This window comes from Streptomyces sp. NPDC050549 (assembly GCF_040655035.1).
Taxonomy (GTDB): Bacteria; Actinomycetota; Actinomycetes; order Streptomycetales; family Streptomycetaceae; genus Streptomyces.
On sequence record NZ_JBFAJD010000037.1, the window covers coordinates 58406 to 75445 of the forward strand.

General features: G+C 70.4%; 16 protein-coding genes. 8 read left to right on the plus strand and 8 right to left on the minus strand.

The features are described 5' to 3' along the window. Positions 1-35: 35 nt before the first annotated feature. Complete coding sequence (locus AB0I51_RS37630) at positions 36-1016, plus strand: ATP-binding protein (protein ID WP_362982885.1); 981 nt, start codon at positions 36-38, stop codon at positions 1014-1016. Positions 1017-1037: 21 nt separating this feature from the next. On the opposite strand, the gene AB0I51_RS37635 is transcribed toward AB0I51_RS37630, so the two are convergent. Then, positions 1038-2309 (minus strand): hypothetical protein, encoded by a 1272-nt coding sequence (locus AB0I51_RS37635; RefSeq protein WP_362982886.1) that lies wholly within the window; start codon positions 2307-2309, stop codon positions 1038-1040. Positions 2310-2643: 334 nt separating this feature from the next. On the opposite strand from AB0I51_RS37635, the gene AB0I51_RS37640 reads away from it, so the two are divergent. From AB0I51_RS37640 to AB0I51_RS37665, 6 genes are all read left to right on the plus strand, one after another. Next, entirely contained in the window at positions 2644-4959 is a 2316-nt protein-coding gene (locus AB0I51_RS37640) for a SulP family inorganic anion transporter (protein WP_362982887.1), read from the plus strand. Positions 4960-5126: 167 nt separating this feature from the next. Next, a complete protein-coding gene (gene acs, locus AB0I51_RS37645) occupies positions 5127-7085 on the plus strand; it encodes an acetate--CoA ligase (RefSeq protein ID WP_362982888.1) in 1959 nt (652 codons plus the stop codon). 159 nt (positions 7086-7244) lie between these two features. Then, entirely contained in the window at positions 7245-8684 is a 1440-nt protein-coding gene (nhaA, locus tag AB0I51_RS37650) for a Na+/H+ antiporter NhaA (protein ID WP_362982889.1), read from the plus strand. Positions 8685-8743: 59 nt separating this feature from the next. Beyond that, positions 8744-9229 carry a phage holin family protein gene (locus AB0I51_RS37655; protein ID WP_362982890.1) on the plus strand — a complete coding sequence of 162 codons (486 nt, stop codon included), beginning with the start codon at positions 8744-8746 and terminating at the stop codon, positions 9227-9229. Continuing rightward, on the plus strand, positions 9226-10176 hold the full coding sequence (locus tag AB0I51_RS37660; RefSeq protein ID WP_362982891.1) for an alpha/beta hydrolase: 951 nt from the start codon (positions 9226-9228) through the stop codon (positions 10174-10176). Before AB0I51_RS37655 ends, AB0I51_RS37660 begins: the two co-directional genes overlap by 4 nt. A gap of 127 nt (positions 10177-10303) precedes the next feature. Next, positions 10304-10483 (plus strand): hypothetical protein, encoded by a 180-nt coding sequence (locus AB0I51_RS37665; RefSeq protein WP_078623198.1) that lies wholly within the window; start codon positions 10304-10306, stop codon positions 10481-10483. A gap of 25 nt (positions 10484-10508) precedes the next feature. Here the strand turns inward: AB0I51_RS37665 and AB0I51_RS37670 are convergent, their stop codons facing one another. From AB0I51_RS37670 to nth, 3 genes are all read right to left on the minus strand, one after another. Then, complete coding sequence (locus AB0I51_RS37670) at positions 10509-11708, minus strand: MarP family serine protease (protein WP_362982892.1); 1200 nt, start codon at positions 11706-11708, stop codon at positions 10509-10511. A 13-nt stretch (positions 11709-11721) separates the two neighbouring features. Further along, positions 11722-12417, minus strand: a complete 696-nt coding sequence (locus tag AB0I51_RS37675; protein ID WP_362982893.1) for a CoA pyrophosphatase — start codon at positions 12415-12417, stop codon at positions 11722-11724. A 75-nt stretch (positions 12418-12492) separates the two neighbouring features. After that, a complete protein-coding gene (gene nth / locus AB0I51_RS37680; protein ID WP_362982894.1) occupies positions 12493-13368 on the minus strand; it encodes an endonuclease III in 876 nt (291 codons plus the stop codon). A 252-nt stretch (positions 13369-13620) separates the two neighbouring features. Here nth and AB0I51_RS37685 point away from each other — a divergent pair, with 252 nt between their 5' ends. Beyond that, positions 13621-14295, plus strand: coding sequence for a Crp/Fnr family transcriptional regulator (locus tag AB0I51_RS37685; RefSeq protein WP_019063754.1), 675 nt, complete (start codon positions 13621-13623; stop codon positions 14293-14295). Between the two features lie 266 nt (positions 14296-14561). Here AB0I51_RS37685 and AB0I51_RS37690 read toward each other — a convergent pair whose 3' ends face one another. The 4 genes from AB0I51_RS37690 to AB0I51_RS37705 all read right to left on the minus strand — a co-directional run bounded on the left by AB0I51_RS37690 (position 14562) and on the right by AB0I51_RS37705 (position 16964). Further along, a complete protein-coding gene (locus tag AB0I51_RS37690; RefSeq protein ID WP_362982895.1) occupies positions 14562-15392 on the minus strand; it encodes an MBL fold metallo-hydrolase in 831 nt (276 codons plus the stop codon). Further along, positions 15389-16270, minus strand: coding sequence for an NUDIX hydrolase (locus tag AB0I51_RS37695; protein ID WP_362982896.1), 882 nt, complete (start codon positions 16268-16270; stop codon positions 15389-15391). Before AB0I51_RS37695 ends, AB0I51_RS37690 begins: the two co-directional genes overlap by 4 nt. Positions 16271-16344: 74 nt before the next feature. After that, the gene (locus tag AB0I51_RS37700; RefSeq protein WP_362982897.1) at positions 16345-16812 is read right to left on the minus strand and encodes a RidA family protein; all 468 of its coding nucleotides are present in this window, start codon (positions 16810-16812) and stop codon (positions 16345-16347) included. Further along, the gene (locus tag AB0I51_RS37705; RefSeq protein WP_345038500.1) at positions 16809-16964 is read right to left on the minus strand and encodes a DUF4177 domain-containing protein; all 156 of its coding nucleotides are present in this window, start codon (positions 16962-16964) and stop codon (positions 16809-16811) included. The genes AB0I51_RS37700 and AB0I51_RS37705 overlap by 4 nt, the downstream gene beginning before the upstream one ends. Positions 16965-17040: the final 76 nt, after the last annotated feature.

Consider the following 17040-nt stretch of genomic DNA (forward strand, 5'->3'; position numbering starts at 1 on the left):
CACATACAGCTACAACCTGACTACTCTTCGTGAACATGAAAATTGCTTTCGTGGGGAAGGGCGGCAGCGGAAAGACCACCCTGTCCTCCCTGTTCGTCCGCCACCTCGCGGCCACCGCCCAGCCCGTCGTCGCCGTCGACGCGGACATCAACCAGCACCTGGGCCCCGCGCTCGGCCTGGACGAGGCGGAGGCCGCCGCACTGCCCGCACTGGGCGAGCACCTCCCCCTGATCAAGGACTACCTGCGCGGCGGCAACCCGCGCATCGCCTCCGCCGACACGATGATCAAGACCACCCCGCCCGGCACGGGCTCCCGGCTGCTGCGGGTACGTGAGAACAATCCGGTCTACGACACCTGCGCGCGCTCGGTGGAACTCGACGGCGGCGCCGCCCGTTTGATGGTCACGGGCCCCTTCACCGACGCCGACCTGGGGGTCTCCTGCTACCACTCCAAGACGGGAGCGGTGGAGCTGTGCCTGAACCACCTGGTGGACGGGCGCGACGAGTTCGTCGTGGTGGACATGACGGCGGGCTCGGACTCCTTCGCCTCCGGCATGTTCACCCGCTTCGACATCACGTTCCTGGTGGCCGAGCCGACCCGGAAGGGGGTCTCCGTCTATCGCCAGTACAAGGAGTACGCCCGCGACTTCGGAGTCGTCCTGAAGGTTGTCGGCAACAAGGTGCAGGGTCAGGACGACCTCGACTTCCTCCGCGCCGAAGTCGGCGACGACCTGCTGGTGACGGTGGGGCACTCGGACTGGGTGCGCGCCATGGAGAAGGGCCGCCCGCCCCGGTTCGAGCTCCTGGAGGACGCCAACCGCCGCGCCCTGCGCATGCTGGAGATCGCCGCCGACGCGACGTACGAACTGCGCGACTGGGAGCGCTACACGCAGCAGATGGTGCACTTCCACCTGAAGAACGCCCGGAGTTGGGGCAATGAGCGCACCGGGGCCGACCTGGCTGCGCAGGTCGACCCCGGGTTCGTGCTCGACGAGAGTGTCACCGCCACCGTGTGAGGCGCGCCCTTCCTCGACCGCCTACTGCTTGACCGCCGGCGCCCCGGGCACACCCTTCGGGGCCGGCGCGGGGTGGCCGGTCAGGAAGGACGCCCAGCCGGGCTTCGGTGCCTCGCCGACGTTCAGGGTGCGCAGCTTCGCCAGGGTTCCCGGATCCTGGGCGTCCAGCCAGTCGGCCAGCTGCCGGAAGGAGACGCAGCGCGTCTCGGGCTTGTTGCAGACCTTCTCGATGACCTCGTCGAGGGCACGCATGTAGGTGCCGCCGTTCCAGGACTCGAAGTGGTTGCCGATGACCAGGGGCGCGCGGTTGCCGTCGTAGGCCCGGTCGAAGCCCTTGAGCAGGCCGTCACGCATCTGGTCGCCCCACTGCTCGTACTTGTCGGGGTCGCCCTGGGTCTGCGTGCCGGACTGGTTGACCATGAAGTTGTAGTCCATGGTCAGCTGCTCGTAGGAGTGGCCCGGGAAGGGGACGAGCTGCATGGACAGGTCCCACAGCCCCTCCTTCTTCTTGGGCCAGATCTGGTCGTTGACCCCGCTGGTGTCGTAGCGGAAGCCCAACTGGCTCGCCGCCTTCATGAAGTTGGCCTGGCCCTCCAGGCAGGGGGTGCGGGCGCCGACGAGTTCCTTGTCGTAGTCGAAGGGCAGCGGAGCCGCCTTCTTCATCCCGGAGTTGGTCTTCCAGCTCTTCACGAACTGCTTCGCCTGGGCGATCTCGCTCTTCCACTCGGCGACCGACCACTCGCCGACCCCGCCGTTCTTGCCGCAGAAGTGACCGTTGAAGTGGGTGCCGATCTCGTTGCCCTCCAGCCACGCCAGGCGCAGCTGCTTCACGGTGTCGGAGATGCCCTGCTCGTCGTTGAAGCCGATGTCGGAGCTGCCCGGCGAGTGCTCCGGGGGCTTGTAGAGGTCGCGCTTGTCCTCCGGCAGCATGTACACGCCGCTGAGGAAGTACGTCATGTTCGCGTGGTTGGCCTTGGAGACCTTGCGGAAGTGGGAGAACAGCTTCTGGCTGTCCTCGCCGGCTCCGTCGAAGGAGAAGACCACGAACTGCGGGGGCTTCTGACCGGGCTTGAGCCGCTCGGGTCTGGGCAGATGCGGCTGCGCCCCGGTGTACGACGTGGAGCCGTCCCCGATCAGGCGGACTCCGCTCTTGGGTGCCGGGGCGGGCGCCGCCTTGTGCGGACCGTGCGCTCCGTGCGGGGAACCGTTGTCACCGATCGCGCAACCGGCGAGCGACGCGGCACAGGCCGCGGCGATCACGGCGCCCGCGGTGATCCTCTGGGTGGCGGCCATGTCCGCCCACCTTCTTCCTTCGTTCGGACCGACGCCGATCAGGGCGTTTTCTGGCGATGTGCCGGGACTCCCGGCAGCGCCGCCAAGGTCGCATGGGCCGAAGGCGGGATTAGTACGACAAGCCGATGAAATTCCCACTTCACTCTTCGAGGTGACTTATTAACCCATTTGCCCGCAAAGTCTATGCTTGACCTTTACTCTGCATTACGATCCATTTACCGAGCGTTGAGATATCCCGCCGCTGCACGCCGTGACCCACGGCCGCGACCGACCCCCGCCATCGACGGGGACCACCAGTTCCGCGACCGCGCTGCCCCGGAGGAGACGGGAAGACATGTCAGCCTGCGTACCCACCCGCGCCACCGACTCGGACACGAATCGGACGAAGCGCGTCCACCCGCCCCACAGCCCGCCGCCCCCGCACCGCCGCTTCCGCATCGCGGGCGCCGATGTGTCGGCCTCCATCGCGGTCTTCCTGATCGCCCTGCCCCTGTCCCTCGGCATCGCCCTCGCCACCGGCGCGCCCCTCCAGGCCGGCCTGGTCGCCGCCGCCGCGGGCGGACTCGTCGCCGGACTGCTCGGCGGCTGCCCCCTCCAGGTCAGCGGCCCGGCCGCCGGACTCACCGTGGTCACCGCCGACCTGATCCACCGTTACGGCTGGCGGACGACCTGCGCGGTCACCGTCCTCGCGGGCCTGGCCCAACTCGCCCTGGGCTGTGTGCGCGTGGCCCGCACCGCGCTCGCCGTCAGCCCCGCGATCGTGCACGGCATGCTCGCCGGCATCGGGGTCACCATCGCCGTCGCCCAGCTGCACATCGTGCTGGGCGGCACGCCACAGAGCTCGGTCCTCGCCAACCTCCGCGCCCTGCCCGCCCAGTTGGCGGACCTGCACCCCGCCGACGTGGCGATGAGCGCGCTGACGCTGGCCCTTCTGCTGCTGTGGCCGCGCGTCCCCGGCCGGCTGGGGCATCTGATGCGCAAGATCCCGGCCGCGCTCGTCGCCGTCGCCGGAGCCACGCTCACCGCCTCCCTCGCCGGGCTGAGCCTGGCCAAGGTCGACCTGCCCTCCTGGAGCAGCCACGCGCTGGCCGGACTGCCCGAGGGCCCGGTGCTCGGCATCGCCGCCGCCGTCCTCACCACCACACTGGTGTGCAGCGTGCAGTCGCTGCTCGGCGCGGTCGCCGTGGACAAGCTGGTCGCCGGGCGGCCCGGGCTCTCCGCCCGCGTCGGCCGCTCCGACCTGAACCGCGAACTCCTGGGCCAGGGCGCCGCCAACATCGTGTCCGGCGCGCTCGGCGGACTGCCGGTCGCGGGAGTGGCCGTACGGAGTTCCGCGAATGTGCAGGCGGGTGCCGTGAGCCGGAACTCCACGATGCTGCACGGCGTTCTCGTAGTGATCGCCGCGCTGCTGATGGTCCCGGTGCTGGAGCTGATTCCCCTCGCTTCGCTCGCCGCACTCGTGATGGCCGTCGGTATCCAGATGGTGTCCCTGCACCACATCCGCACGGTGACCCGCCACCGGGAAGTGCTGGTCTACGCCGTCACCACCCTCGGCGTGGTCTTCCTCGGTGTCCTGGAGGGCGTGCTCCTCGGAGTCACCGTGGCCGTCGCCGTCGCCCTCAACCGCCTCGCCCACACCCGCATCACCCACGACGAGAAGGAAGGAGTCCATCACGTACACGTCCGAGGGCAGTTGACGTTCCTCGCGGTGCCGCGGCTCAGCCGCACCCTGCATCTCGTACCCCAGGGCGCCCACGCCGTCGTGGAGTTGGACGGTTCGTTCATGGACCACGCGGCGTACGAGTCACTGCAGGACTGGCAGAACGCGCACACCGCGCGGGGAGGCTCCGCCGAACTGACGGGCCGCCGTACGGGAGTCCGCGCCGATGCGACGAGTGCGGAAACCTGCCGCTGTCATCCCTGGACACCCTGGCGTGAGCACCGGTGCGAGCGACCGCAGTCGGCGCCCCGCGGCGGCGGTCCCGGCTCCGGCCATCAACTCGCCCGTGGCATCAGCGCGTTCCAGCGCAACACCGCACCCCTCGTGCGGAATGAGCTGGCCCGACTGGCCAGGGAGGGGCAGCAGCCTTCGCAGCTCTTCCTGACCTGCGCCGACTCGCGGCTGGTCACGTCGATGATCACCTCCAGTGGTCCCGGCGACCTGTTCGTCGTGCGGAACGTGGGCAACCTCGTGCCGCCGCCCGGCGAGGAGAGCGGCGACGACTCGGTGGCGGCGGCGATCGAGTACGCGGTGGACGTGCTGCGCGTGAGATCGATCACGGTGTGCGGCCACTCGGGGTGCGGGGCCATGCAGGCGCTGCTCAACTCCCGTCCCGGAGAGGCCCGTTCGCCGCTCAAGCGGTGGCTGCGGCACGGGCGGCCGAGCCTGGAGCGGATGGCCGACGACGACCGGTCCTGGGCGCGGCTCGCCGGAAGGGCGCCCGCCGACGCCGTAGAGCAGCTGTGTCTGACCAATGTGGTGCAGCAGTTGGAGCATCTGCGGGGGCACGAGTCGGTGGCGCGGGCCCTGCGGGACAGGGAGTTGGAGCTCAACGGGATGTACTTCCACGTGGGTGAGGCGCAGGCGTATCTGCTGACCGGGGAGGACGAGTTGTTCGATCGGGTGGGGGTGGTGGACGCGTCGGCCTGAACCTCGTTCACCCGGCGTCCGTGGGTACGAGAGACTCCCGCCACGCAGATCCGCCCACGGGTCCGATGACAGGTCTAAACCAATATTTCGACGACCCTTGTCATCGGACCCCCGGGTCTGATGAGCTGGCCCGGGACACAACGGACACCCTGGGAAAGGCAGATGCCGTGAGCAACGAAAGCCTGGCCAACCTGCTCAAGGAAGAGCGCAGGTTCGCACCCCCCGCGGACCTGGCGGCGCACGCCAATGTCACGGCGGAGGCGTATGAGCAGGCCAAGGCTGACCGGCTCGGCTTCTGGGCCGCGCAGGCCCGCCGCCTGAGCTGGGCCAAGGAGCCGAGCGAGACGCTGGACTGGTCGAACCCGCCGTTCGCCAAGTGGTTCAAGGACGGCTCGCTCAACGTCGCGTACAACTGCGTGGACCGGCATGTCGAGGCGGGCAACGGCGACCGGGTCGCCATCCACTTCGAGGGCGAGCCCGGCGACAGCCGCGCGATCACCTACGCCGAGCTGAAGGACGAGGTCTCCAAGGCCGCGAACGCTCTGCTGGAGCTGGGAGTTCGGAAGGGCGACCGGGTCGCCGTCTACATGCCGATGATCCCGGAGACGGCGGTCGCGATGCTGGCCTGCGCGCGCATCGGCGCCGCCCACTCGGTGGTGTTCGGCGGCTTCTCGGCGGACGCGCTCGCGACCCGGATCCAGGACGCGGACGCCAAGGTCGTCATCACCTCGGACGGCGGCTGGCGGCGAGGCAAGCAGTCCGCGCTCAAGCCGGCCGTGGACGAGGCCCTGACCAAGGTGGACAACGTCGAGCACGTGCTCGTCGTACGGCGTACCGGGCAGGAGGTCGCCTGGGACGACAGCCACGACGTCTGGTGGCACGAGATCGTCGACCGGCAGTCGACGGAGCACACGCCGGAGGCGTTCGAGGCGGAGCAGCCGCTGTTCATCCTGTACACGTCCGGTACGACGGGTAAGCCCAAGGGCATCCTGCACACCTCCGGCGGCTATCTCACCCAGGCCGCGTACACCCACCACGCGGTCTTCGACCTCAAGCCGGAGACCGACGTCTACTGGTGCACGGCCGACGTCGGCTGGGTCACCGGCCACTCGTACATCGTCTACGGCCCGCTCGCCAACGGCGCGACGCAGGTCATGTACGAGGGCACCCCGGACACCCCGCACCAGGGCCGCTTCTGGGAGATCGTGCAGAAGTACGGGGTGACGATCCTGTACACGGCGCCGACCGCGATCCGTACGTTCATGAAGTGGGGCGACGACATCCCCGCGAAGTTCGACCTCAGCTCCCTGCGGGTGCTGGGCTCGGTCGGCGAGCCGATCAACCCTGAGGCATGGATCTGGTACCGCAAGCACATCGGCGGCGACAAGACCCCGATCGTGGACACCTGGTGGCAGACCGAGACCGGCGCGATGATGATCTCGCCGCTGCCGGGCGTGACGCAGACCAAGCCCGGTTCCGCGCAGACGCCGCTGCCCGGCATCTCCGCGACCGTCGTCGACGACGAGGCGGGCGAGGTCCCGAACGGCGGTGGCGGTTACCTGGTCCTCACCGAGCCGTGGCCGTCGATGCTGCGCACGATCTGGGGCGACGACCAGCGGTTCCTCGACACGTACTGGTCGCGTTTCGAGGGCAAGTACTTCGCCGGTGACGGCGCGAAGAAGGACGACGACGGCGACATCTGGCTGCTCGGCCGGGTGGACGACGTGATGCTCGTGTCCGGGCACAACATCTCCACCACCGAGGTCGAGTCGGCGCTCGTCTCCCACCCGTCCGTCGCCGAGGCGGCCGTGGTCGGCGCGGCCGACGAGACGACCGGCCAGGCGATCGTCGCGTTCGTCATCCTGCGCGGCACGGCGAACGCGGAGGACGAGAACCTCGTCAACGACCTGCGCAACCACGTCGGCGCCGTCCTCGGACCGATCGCCAAGCCCAAGCGGGTCCTGCCGGTGGCCGAGCTGCCGAAGACCCGCTCCGGCAAGATCATGCGCCGCCTGCTGCGCGACGTGGCGGAGAACCGTCAGCTCGGCGATGTCACGACCCTGACGGACTCCACCGTCATGGACCTCATCCAGGCGAAGCTCCCGGCGGCGCCCAGCGAGGACTGAGCGGTACGTCACTCAGCGGTACGTCCGTGAGGGGTGCCCGGCGCAGCGCGCGCCGGGCACCCCTTTTAGGTAAACTAAACAAAACGTGACCCTCATGGTGTGCCGGGAAGTCTGGTCGGCGAGTAGATCCGTCCTGCCCACCGACCGGAGGTTCCCCCGATGGCCGCGCCCCGCCCCACCCCCGCCCGCAAGGTGCTCGGACGCCTGTCCCTGCCCGAGCGGAACTTCGTCGCGGAGGCGCTGCGCACCGAGACCGTCGGCGGTGTCCTCCTCCTGATCGCCGCAGTCGCCGCGCTGATCTGGGCGAACGTCCCCGCCCTGCACGACAGCTACGAGAGCGTCAGCCACTTCCACCTGGGCCCCGCCGCCCTCGGCCTGCACCTGTCGATCGCCCACTGGGCCGCCGACGGCCTCCTCGCGGTCTTCTTCTTCGTCGCCGGCATCGAGCTCAAACGCGAACTCGTCGCCGGCGACCTGCGCGACCCCAAGGCCGCCGCCCTGCCCGTCGTGGCGGCCCTGTGCGGGATGGCCGTACCGGCACTCGTGTACACGCTGACGAACCTCACCGGCGGCGGCTCCCTCCAGGGCTGGGCGGTGCCGACCGCCACCGACATCGCCTTCGCGCTCGCCGTCCTCGCGGTGATCGGCACCTCCCTGCCGAGCGCCCTGCGCGCCTTCCTGCTCACTCTCGCCGTGGTCGACGACCTGTTCGCGATCCTGATCATCGCGATCTTCTTCACCGCCCGCATCGACTTCGTTGCGCTCGCCGGGGCCGTCATCGGCCTGGCGGTCTTCTGGCTGCTGCTGCGCCGGGGCGTGCGCGGCTGGTACGTGTACGTCCCGCTCGCGCTCGTCATCTGGGCGCTGATGTACAACAGCGGCGTCCACGCCACGATCGCGGGCGTGGCGATGGGCCTGATGCTGCGCTGCACCACCCGCGAGGACGAGAAGCACTCCCCGGGCGAGCACGTCGAACATCTCGTACGGCCCCTGTCGGCGGGCCTGGCCGTCCCACTGTTCGCCCTGTTCAGCGCCGGGGTCGCGATCTCGGGCGGCGCGCTGGGCGACGTATTCACCAAGCCCGAGACCCTCGGTGTGGTCCTCGGGCTGGTCGTCGGCAAGGCGGTCGGGATCTTCGGCGGGACCTGGCTGACGGCCCGTTTCACCCGGGCCTCGCTCAGCGACGACCTCGCCTGGGCGGACGTGTTCGCGGTCGCCTCGCTGGCCGGCATCGGCTTCACCGTGTCGCTGCTCATCGGGGAACTCGCGTTCGACGGCGACCAGGTGCTCACCGACGAGGTCAAAGCCGCCGTACTCGTGGGCTCGCTGATCGCGGCCCTGTGCGCGACCGTGTTGCTCAAGCTGCGCAACGCCCGGTACCGCAGGATGTACGAGGACGAGGAGCGCGACGAGGATCTCGACGGCATCCCCGACATCTACGAGCAGGACGACCCGGCGTATCACCTGCGCATGGCCGGACTCCACGACCGCAAGGCAGCCGAGCACCGCAGGATCGCCGCGGAGAAGGCCGCCGAACAGCGGCGCGGGCCTGCCGAAGTGGCGGGCGGGGCAGGCGAGGACAACGACGGTCCGGCATGATCTGACGAGACGGTACAAACACATGCCGGTACAGACACATGCGGAAGAGGGAGTACGCGATGAGCGCACCCGACGGCAGCCCGGCCGGCGCCGAACGCAGCATCGGCCAGCTGTTCGCCTCGGCGACGACCGAGATGTCCGCGCTGGTGCACGACGAGATCGCGCTGGCCAAGGCGCAGCTCAAGCAGGACGTCAAGCGCGGGGCGGTGAGCGGCGGCGCGTTCACGGTCGCCGCGGTGGTCCTGCTGTTCTCCCTGCCGATGCTCAACTTCGCGCTGGCGTACGGCATCCGTACCTGGAGCGGCTGGAACATGGCGCTCTGCTTCCTGCTCTCCTTCGCGGCGAACGTGCTGGTCGCGGTCGTCCTCGGCCTGATCGGCGTGGCCTTCGCGAAGAAGGCCGCCAAGAGCAAGGGCCCGCAGAAGGTGGCCACGTCGGTCAAGGAGACCGCCGGGGTCCTCGGCAACGCGAAGCCGCATCCGCGCGCGGCGATCGAGGACCGTGTCCCCGAAGCCATCGAGGCTGTGGCACGCTCGTCCTCATGACGGACCCCGCCCATCCTTGGGCACAACCTGCTTCGGTCGTACGGCTCGCCATTCCCGGCGGGCGCCAGGTGACTCACCGGGATGTCGCGGCCAACGGCGCCCGCTTCCACATCGCGGAGGTGGGCGACGGGCCGCTGGTGCTGCTGTTGCACGGGTTCCCGCAGTTCTGGTGGACCTGGCGGCACCAGCTGGGCGCACTGGCCGACGCCGGGTTCCGGGCCGTCGCCATGGACCTGCGGGGCGTCGGCGGCAGCGACCGCACCCCGCGCGGCTACGACCCCGCCAACCTCGCCCTAGACATCACCGGCGTGATCCGCTCCCTCGGCGAGCCGGACGCCGCGCTGGTCGGTCACGACCTCGGCGGCTATCTGGCGTGGACGGCCGCCGCGATGCGCCCCAAGCTGGTGCGCCGGCTCGCGGTCTCCTCGATGCCGCACCCCCGGCGCTGGCGCAACGCGATGCTGTCCGACGTCAGACAGTCCGCGGCGAGCTCCTACATCTGGGGGTTCCAGCGCCCCTGGCTCCCCGAGCGGCAACTCCTCGCGGAGGACGCCGAGTTGGTGGGCAAGCTGATCCGGGACTGGTCCGGCCCGCAAGTGGCGGACGACGACGCGATCGAGGCGTACCGGCGGGCGATGCTGATCCCGTCGACCGCGCACTGCTCGATCGAGCCGTACCGCTGGATGGTGCGGTCGATGGCGCGCCCGGACGGCATCCAGTTCAACCGGCGTATGAAGCGGCCGGTGCGGGTGCCGACGCTGCATCTGCACGGCTCGCTCGACCCGGTGCTGCGCACCCGCAGCGCCGCGGGTTCCGGGGAGTACGTCGAAGCGCCGTACCGGTGGCGGCTGTTCGACGGTCTCGGGCACTTCCCGCACGAGGAGGAGCCGGCGGTCTTCTCGACCGAACTGGTCAACTGGCTCAAGGATCCCGAACCCGATCGGTGACCGAGCCGTCGCGCCCGGTATCCGGACTTGAACACCTGTACTACGAACGGCCACTTGCCTCGCGCATACGCCAATTGGGGCCCCAAGGGGCGGTTATCGACCTTGGGGCAGGGGCAGAGGTCGGGGTATGGGCTGGACGCACGACTACAGTGACGCAGCACGCAATCGCCGCTCAGACCACGGTCTGAGCTCCCACCAACGGGGCGCCCCGCAACTCCAGGGCACAGACCTCAGGGTGGGGATCCCGCGCATTCTGCGCCGCCGGGCCCGCTGGGTCTCGGTACGGCTGCGTCATCCCCGAGGCTGACGCACCCACCTTTGCAAGGCCGGGCTCACAGCGCGCAACTGTCGCTGTCCACCTGCTCGTTGGCACTGCGCCCCTTGACGATGTCCGGCTGGATCTCGTCGGCGGTGAGCGCGTACCCGGTGTCGGGGTCGTCGAGGGACTTCGCGAAGACCACGCCGTACACCTTGCCCTCGGGCGTGAGCAGCGGGCCGCCGGAGTTGCCCTGACGGACCGTCGCGTAGAGCGAGTACACATCGCGGCGGACCGTGCCGCGGTGGTAGATGTCCGGGCCATTGGCCGTGATGCGGCCACGCACGCGTGCCGCTCGGACGTCGTACGAGCCGTTCTCCGGGAAGCCGGCGACGATCGCGCCGTTGCCGCTGTCCGCGTCCTTGGTCGCGAACTGCAGGGAGCGCGCCTTCAGGTCCGGTACGTCGAGTACGGCGATGTCGCGGTGCCAGTCGTAGAGGACGACCTTGGCGTCGTACTTGCGGCCCACGCCGCCTATCTGGACGGTGGGTTCGTCGACGCCGCCCACGACGTGCGCGTTGGTCATGACGCGGCGGTCGCCGAAGACGAAGCCACTGCCCTCCAGGACCTTGCCACAGCTCTGTGCGGTGCCCATGACCTTGACGATGGACTGCTGGGCGCGGGTGGCGACTTCGCTGGAGGCCAGGGCCGGGTCGGGCGGCTGGACGTCGTTGATCGGCTCGTTGGCGAACGGGCTGAAGACCTGCGGGAAGCCGTTCTGCGCGAGGACGGAGGAGAAGTCCGCGAACCAGGTGTCGGCCTGCGCGGGCAGCGCCCGGGACACCCCCAGCAGCACCTTGGAGCTGCGGACCTCCTTGCCGAGCGTCGGCAGGGTGGTGCCGGCCAGCGCCGAGCCGATCAGCCAGGCCACCAGGAGCATCGCCAGGACGTTGACGAGGGCGCCGCCGGTCGCGTCCAGGGCGCGGGCCGGGGACCAGGTGATGTAGCGGCGCAGCTTGTTGCCGAGGTGGGTGGTCAGGGCCTGTCCGACGGACGCGCAGACGATGACGACGATCACCGCGACGACGGCCGCGGTGGTGGAGACCTCCGCGTTGTCGGTCAGCGCGTCCCAGATGACGGGCAGGGTGTAGACGGCGACGAGGCCGCCGCCCAGGAAGCCGATCACCGACAGGATGCCGACGACGAACCCCTGGCGATAGCCCACGATCGCGAACCACACGGCGGCGACCAGCAACAGGATGTCCAGCACATTCACGAGCGACACCTTGTCATGACCGCCAGTCGAGGGGGACCTGCTTCTCGCGGTCCCAGGGGCGCTCCCAGCCCGAGTAGTGCAGCAGGCGGTCGATGACCCCGGCCGTGAAGCCCCAGACGAGGGCCGATTCGACCAGAAATGCCGGACCCAGGAAGCCGCTGGGGTGCGACACGGTGACCCTGTTGGCCGGATCCGTGAGATCCGCCACGGGGACCGTGAACACGCGCGCCGTCTCGTTCGGATCGACCACCCCGACCGGTGTCGGCTCCCGCCACCAGCCCAGCACCGGCGTCACCACGAAGCCGCTCACCGGGATGTACAGCTTGGGCAGCACCCCGAAGAGCTGCACTCCGGCGGGGTCGAGCCCGGTCTCCTCCTCGGCCTCGCGGAGAGCGGCCCGCAGCGGGCCGTCGCCCGTCGGGTCGCCGTCCTCGGGGTCGAGGGCGCCACCGGGGAAGGACGGCTGCCCCGCGTGGGAGCGCAGCGAGCTCGACCGCTCCATGAGCAGCAGCTCGGGCCCGCGCTCGCCGTCCCCCCCGCCGAACAGGATCAGCACCGCGGACTGCCGGCCCGCCCCGTCCTCCGGCGGCAGGAACCGGCTCAGCTGGAGCGGTTCGACCGTCTCCACCGCGTGCACCACCGGGTCCAGCCAGCCCGGCAGGCCCTCCTTGCTGAGCCCCACGCCCTGGGCATTGCTCGCGCGTGTCATCCCCCACCCCCGTTCACACCGGTCAACGCCCGATACCTCCGAGATCGTTCCGCCATCCGGCCTCCGATGCCGTCGTCATGCCGATCCCAGCGGCGGCGCCGGTTTGCCGCCCGCGTCCAGATAGGCCTGCGGAGGGTTGAGGCGCTGGCCCGGATAGCCGCCCTTCTCGTACTTGAGCAGCTTCTTCGCCTTCTCCGGGTCGGTCTCGCCCTCGCCGTACGCCGGGCAGAGCGGGGCGATGGGGCAGGCGCCGCAGGCGGGCCTGCGGGCGTGGCAGATGCGGCGGCCGTGGAAGATCACGTGGTGCGAGAGCATCGTCCAGTCGCCCTTCGGGAAGAGCGCTCCCACGGCGGCCTCGATCTTGTCCGGCTCGGTCTCCCCGGTCCACTTCCAGCGCCGTACGAGCCGCTGGAAGTGCGTGTCCACGGTGATACCGGGGCGCCCGAAAGCGTTGCCCAGCACCACGAAGGCGGTCTTGCGGCCGACCCCGGGCAGCTTGACGAGGTCTTCGAGCCGGCCCGGGACCTCGCCGCCGAAGTCCGCGACCAGGGCCTTGGAGAGGCCTATCACCGACTTCGTCTTGGCCCGGAAGAACCCGGTCGGCCGGAGGATCTCCTCGACCTGCTCCGGGTCGGCGGCGGCCAGGTCCTCGGGGGTCGGGTACTTGGCGAACAGGGCCGGTGTCGTCTGGTTGACCCTCAGGTCGGTGGTCTGGGCGGACAGGACCGTGGCGACCACGAGCTGGAAGGGGTTCTCGAAGTCGAGCTCCGGGTGGGCGTACGGATAGATCTCGGCCAGCTCGCGGTTGATACGGCGGGCACGGCGGACGAGGGCGGTCTGCGACTCGCTCTTCCCGCTCTTCACGACAGCCACCCGCTTTACCCCCTTTGCCGCTTTCCTGCCGCCGTCAGGGCTCTGTTCGCCCACGGCGGAATCACGAGGTACAACCATCCGCCCAGCCCCCTTGGCCTGTGCTCTCACCGGCGATTTGGACACCCGGCCAGCCTAGAGCCCGGCACTGACATCCGCCCCGGACCCCGAAGATCAGCCCCCAATTGGACCCCTGCCGCTTACCTCGGGACACCTGTACGGCATCCTTGTGACAGATCACACTGTTTGGACGGTCCGGCAAAATGGGGAGCACGGTCCCCTGGTACCAAGGGGGAGCACCATCCCCTGAGCAGGTCGACAAGGAGAGAACTCGTGGACGACGTTCTGCGGCGCGCCCCGCTCTTCGCGGCGCTCGATGACGATCAGGCCGCGGAGCTGCGCGCCTCCATGAGTGAGGTGACCCTCGCGCGCGGGGACTCCCTCTTTCACGAAGGCGACCCCGGCGACCGGCTCTACGTGGTCACCGAGGGCAAGGTGAAGCTCCACCGCACCTCCCCCGACGGCCGCGAGAACATGCTGGCCGTCCTCGGCCCCGGCGAGCTGATCGGCGAACTGTCGCTGTTCGACCCGGGCCCGCGTACCGCGACCGCCAGCGCGCTGACCGAGGTCAAGCTGCTGGGCCTGGGCCACGGCGACCTCCAGCCCTGGCTGAGCGCCCGCCCCGAGGTGGCCTCCGCGCTGCTGCGCGCGGTCGCCCGCCGACTGCGCAAGACCAACGACGCGATGTCCGACCTGGTCTTCTCGGACGTCCCCGGCCGCGTGGCCCGCGCCCTGCTGGACCTCTCCCGCCGCTTCGGCGTGCAGTCCGAGGAAGGCATCCACGTGGTGCACGACCTCACGCAGGAGGAGCTGGCCCAGCTGGTCGGCGCCTCCCGCGAGACGGTCAACAAGGCCCTCGCCGACTTCGCGGGCCGCGGCTGGCTGCGCCTGGAGGCCCGCGCGGTGATCCTGCTGGACGTCGAGCGGCTGGCGAAGCGCTCGCGCTAGATCGAATCGCACGTCTTCTTACTGAAGGGCCCTGCCTCACGGCGGGGCCCTTCCTGCGTCGCCGAGTCGGGGCCCGGGAACCGGGGGCGGGAGATCGGGAGCCGGGGGCACCGCCGGGCATCTGGGCGGTGGACGGGACGCTCGCCCCGGCCCGCCGCGACGGAGTGCGGGCGCAGTCGACGATCTCGGCCCGCGGCCGGCCGACGAGTACGCGCGTGCACGGCGTGAAGGCACCGCACCCGGACGGCATCGCCCGGATCAGGCCGTCAGATCAGGCCGTGTTCCTCCAGGTAGTCCAGTTGGGCGCGCACCGACAGTTCCGCCGCCGGCCACAGCGAGCGGTCGACGTCCGCGTACACGTGGGCGACGACCTCGGCGGGGCTCCGGTGGCCGTTCTCCACGGCCGTCTCGATCTGGGCGAGCCGGTGGGCGCGGTGGGCGAGATAGAACTCGACGGCGCCCTGGGCGTCCTCCAGGACCGGTCCGTGGCCCGGCAGGACCGTGTGGACGCCGTCGTCGACCGTGAGCGAGCGCAGCCGCCGCAGCGAGTCCAGATAGTCGCCCAGGCGGCCGTCAGGATGCGCCACCACGGTCGTGCCGCGCCCCAGGACGGTGTCCCCGGTCAGGACGGCCTGATCGGCCGGGAGATGGAAGCACAGGGAGTCCGCGGTGTGCCCGGGCGTCGACACGACGACCAGTTCCAGGCCTCCGACCCTGATGACGTTCCCGGCGGCGAGCCCCTCGTCCCCGAGGCGCAGCGCCGGGTCCAGCGCGCGGACCTTCGTGTCCGTCAGCTCGGCGAAGCGGACGGCGCCTTCCGCGTGGTCGGGGTGCCCGTGCGTGAGCAGCGTCAGGGCGATGCGTTTGCCCGCCTTCTCGGCGGTGTCGACGACGTTGCGCAGATGCCCCTCGTCCAGCGGCCCCGGGTCGATCACCACGGCCAGCTCGGAGTCGGGCTCGGCGACGATCCAGGTGTTCGTCCCGTCCAGGGTCATCGCTGACGCGTTGGGCGCGAGGACGTTCACGGCCCGCGCGGTGGCGGGGCCGGTGGAAACCCCGCCCCGCGGCTGGCCGGGGACGGCGGCTGCGTCGGTCATGCGGAGGCTCCACCGGTCGAGAGGTCGGTCGGGATGTGCTTGGTGAACTCCTCGTGACCCGGCCAGGACAGGACGATCTCGCCGTCCTCCAGGCGGGCCAGGGCGAGGACGGGCGTCAGATCGCGCTCCGGGGCCGCCGACAGGGCCTCGGCCGCGCTGCCGTACGGGATCAGCCCGCGCAGGGTCGCGATGGTCGGCGGCATCATCGTCAGGTCGCCCTTGTCGTACCCGGTGGCCGCCTCGCCGGGGACGATCCACACCGTGTGGTCGGCCTCCGTGGAGGCGTTGCGGGTGCGCTGCCCCTCCGGGAGAACGCCGACGAAGAACCAGGTGTCGTAACGGCGGGTCTCGAACTCCGGTGTGATCCAGCGGGCCCAGGCGCCCAGCAGGTCGGAGCGCAGGACCAGGCCCCGGCGGTCGAGGAACTCGGCGAAGGACAGGTCACGGGCGACCAGGGCGGCGCGGTCCGCCTCCCAGGCCCCGCCCGTGGTGTCGCCGACCACGGAGTCGGGGGTGGGGCCGGCGAGCAGGACGCCCGCCTCCTCGTAGGTCTCGCGTACGGCCGCGCACACGATCGCCTGGGCTGCCGTCTCGCCGACGCCCAGCCGGTTCGCCCACCACGCGCGCGTGGGGCCCGCCCAGCGGACGTGACGGTCGTCGTCGCGCGGGTCGACACCGCCGCCCGGGTACGCGTACGCGCCCCCGGCGAAGGCCATGGAGGCGCGTCTGCGCAGCATGTGGACGGCGGGGCCGCTGTCCGTGTCCTTCAGGAGCATCACGGTGGCCGCGCGCCTGGGCACGACCGGCGTGAGCGCGCCCGCCGCGAGCGCGCGGATGCGCTCGGGCCACTCCGCCGGGTACCACTGACCGTTCGCCATGGGCGGAGGCTATCCCGTAGCGCGCGGATGTTCGAGAGGCAGCAACGCGCACTCCGGGACGGCGAACACCGTGGTTACGCCTGCGTCAGCTCCACCTGGATCTCGACCTCGACCGGGGAGTCCAGCGGCAGCACGGCCACACCGACCGCGCTCCGCGCGTGCACGCCCTTGTCGCCGAGGACCTCGCCGAGGAGTTCGCTGGCGCCGTTGACGACACCGGGCTGGCCGGTGAAGTCGGGGGCCGAGGCGACGAAGCCGACGACCTTCACCACGCGCGCGATGCGATCGAGGTCACCGGTGACGGACTTGACGGCGGCGAGGGCGTTCAGCGCGCAGGTGCGGGCCAGTTCCTTGGCCTCCTCCGCGGTGACCTCACCGCCCACCTTGCCGGTGACGGGCAGCTTGCCGTCCACCATGGGCAGTTGGCCGGAGGTGTACACGTAGACCCCGCTCTGCACGGCGGGCTGGTACGCGGCGAGCGGCGGGACGACCGCCGGCAGAGTCAGGCCGAGTTCGGCCAGCCGGGCCTCGACGGCGCTCATGCCTTCTCCCGCTTGAGGTAGGCCACCAGTTGCTCGGGGTTCGGCCCGGGCACGACCTGGACGAGCTCCCAGCCGTCCTCGCCCCAGGTGTCCAGAATCTGCTTCGTGGCGTGGACGAGCAGCGGCACAGTCGAGTATTCCCACTTGGTCATGCGGCCGACTTTAGCGGCTGCGAACCGGTCGCCCGTGGTCGCGTTGTCCACAGCCTCCTGCTTGGTTCGGGCGCGG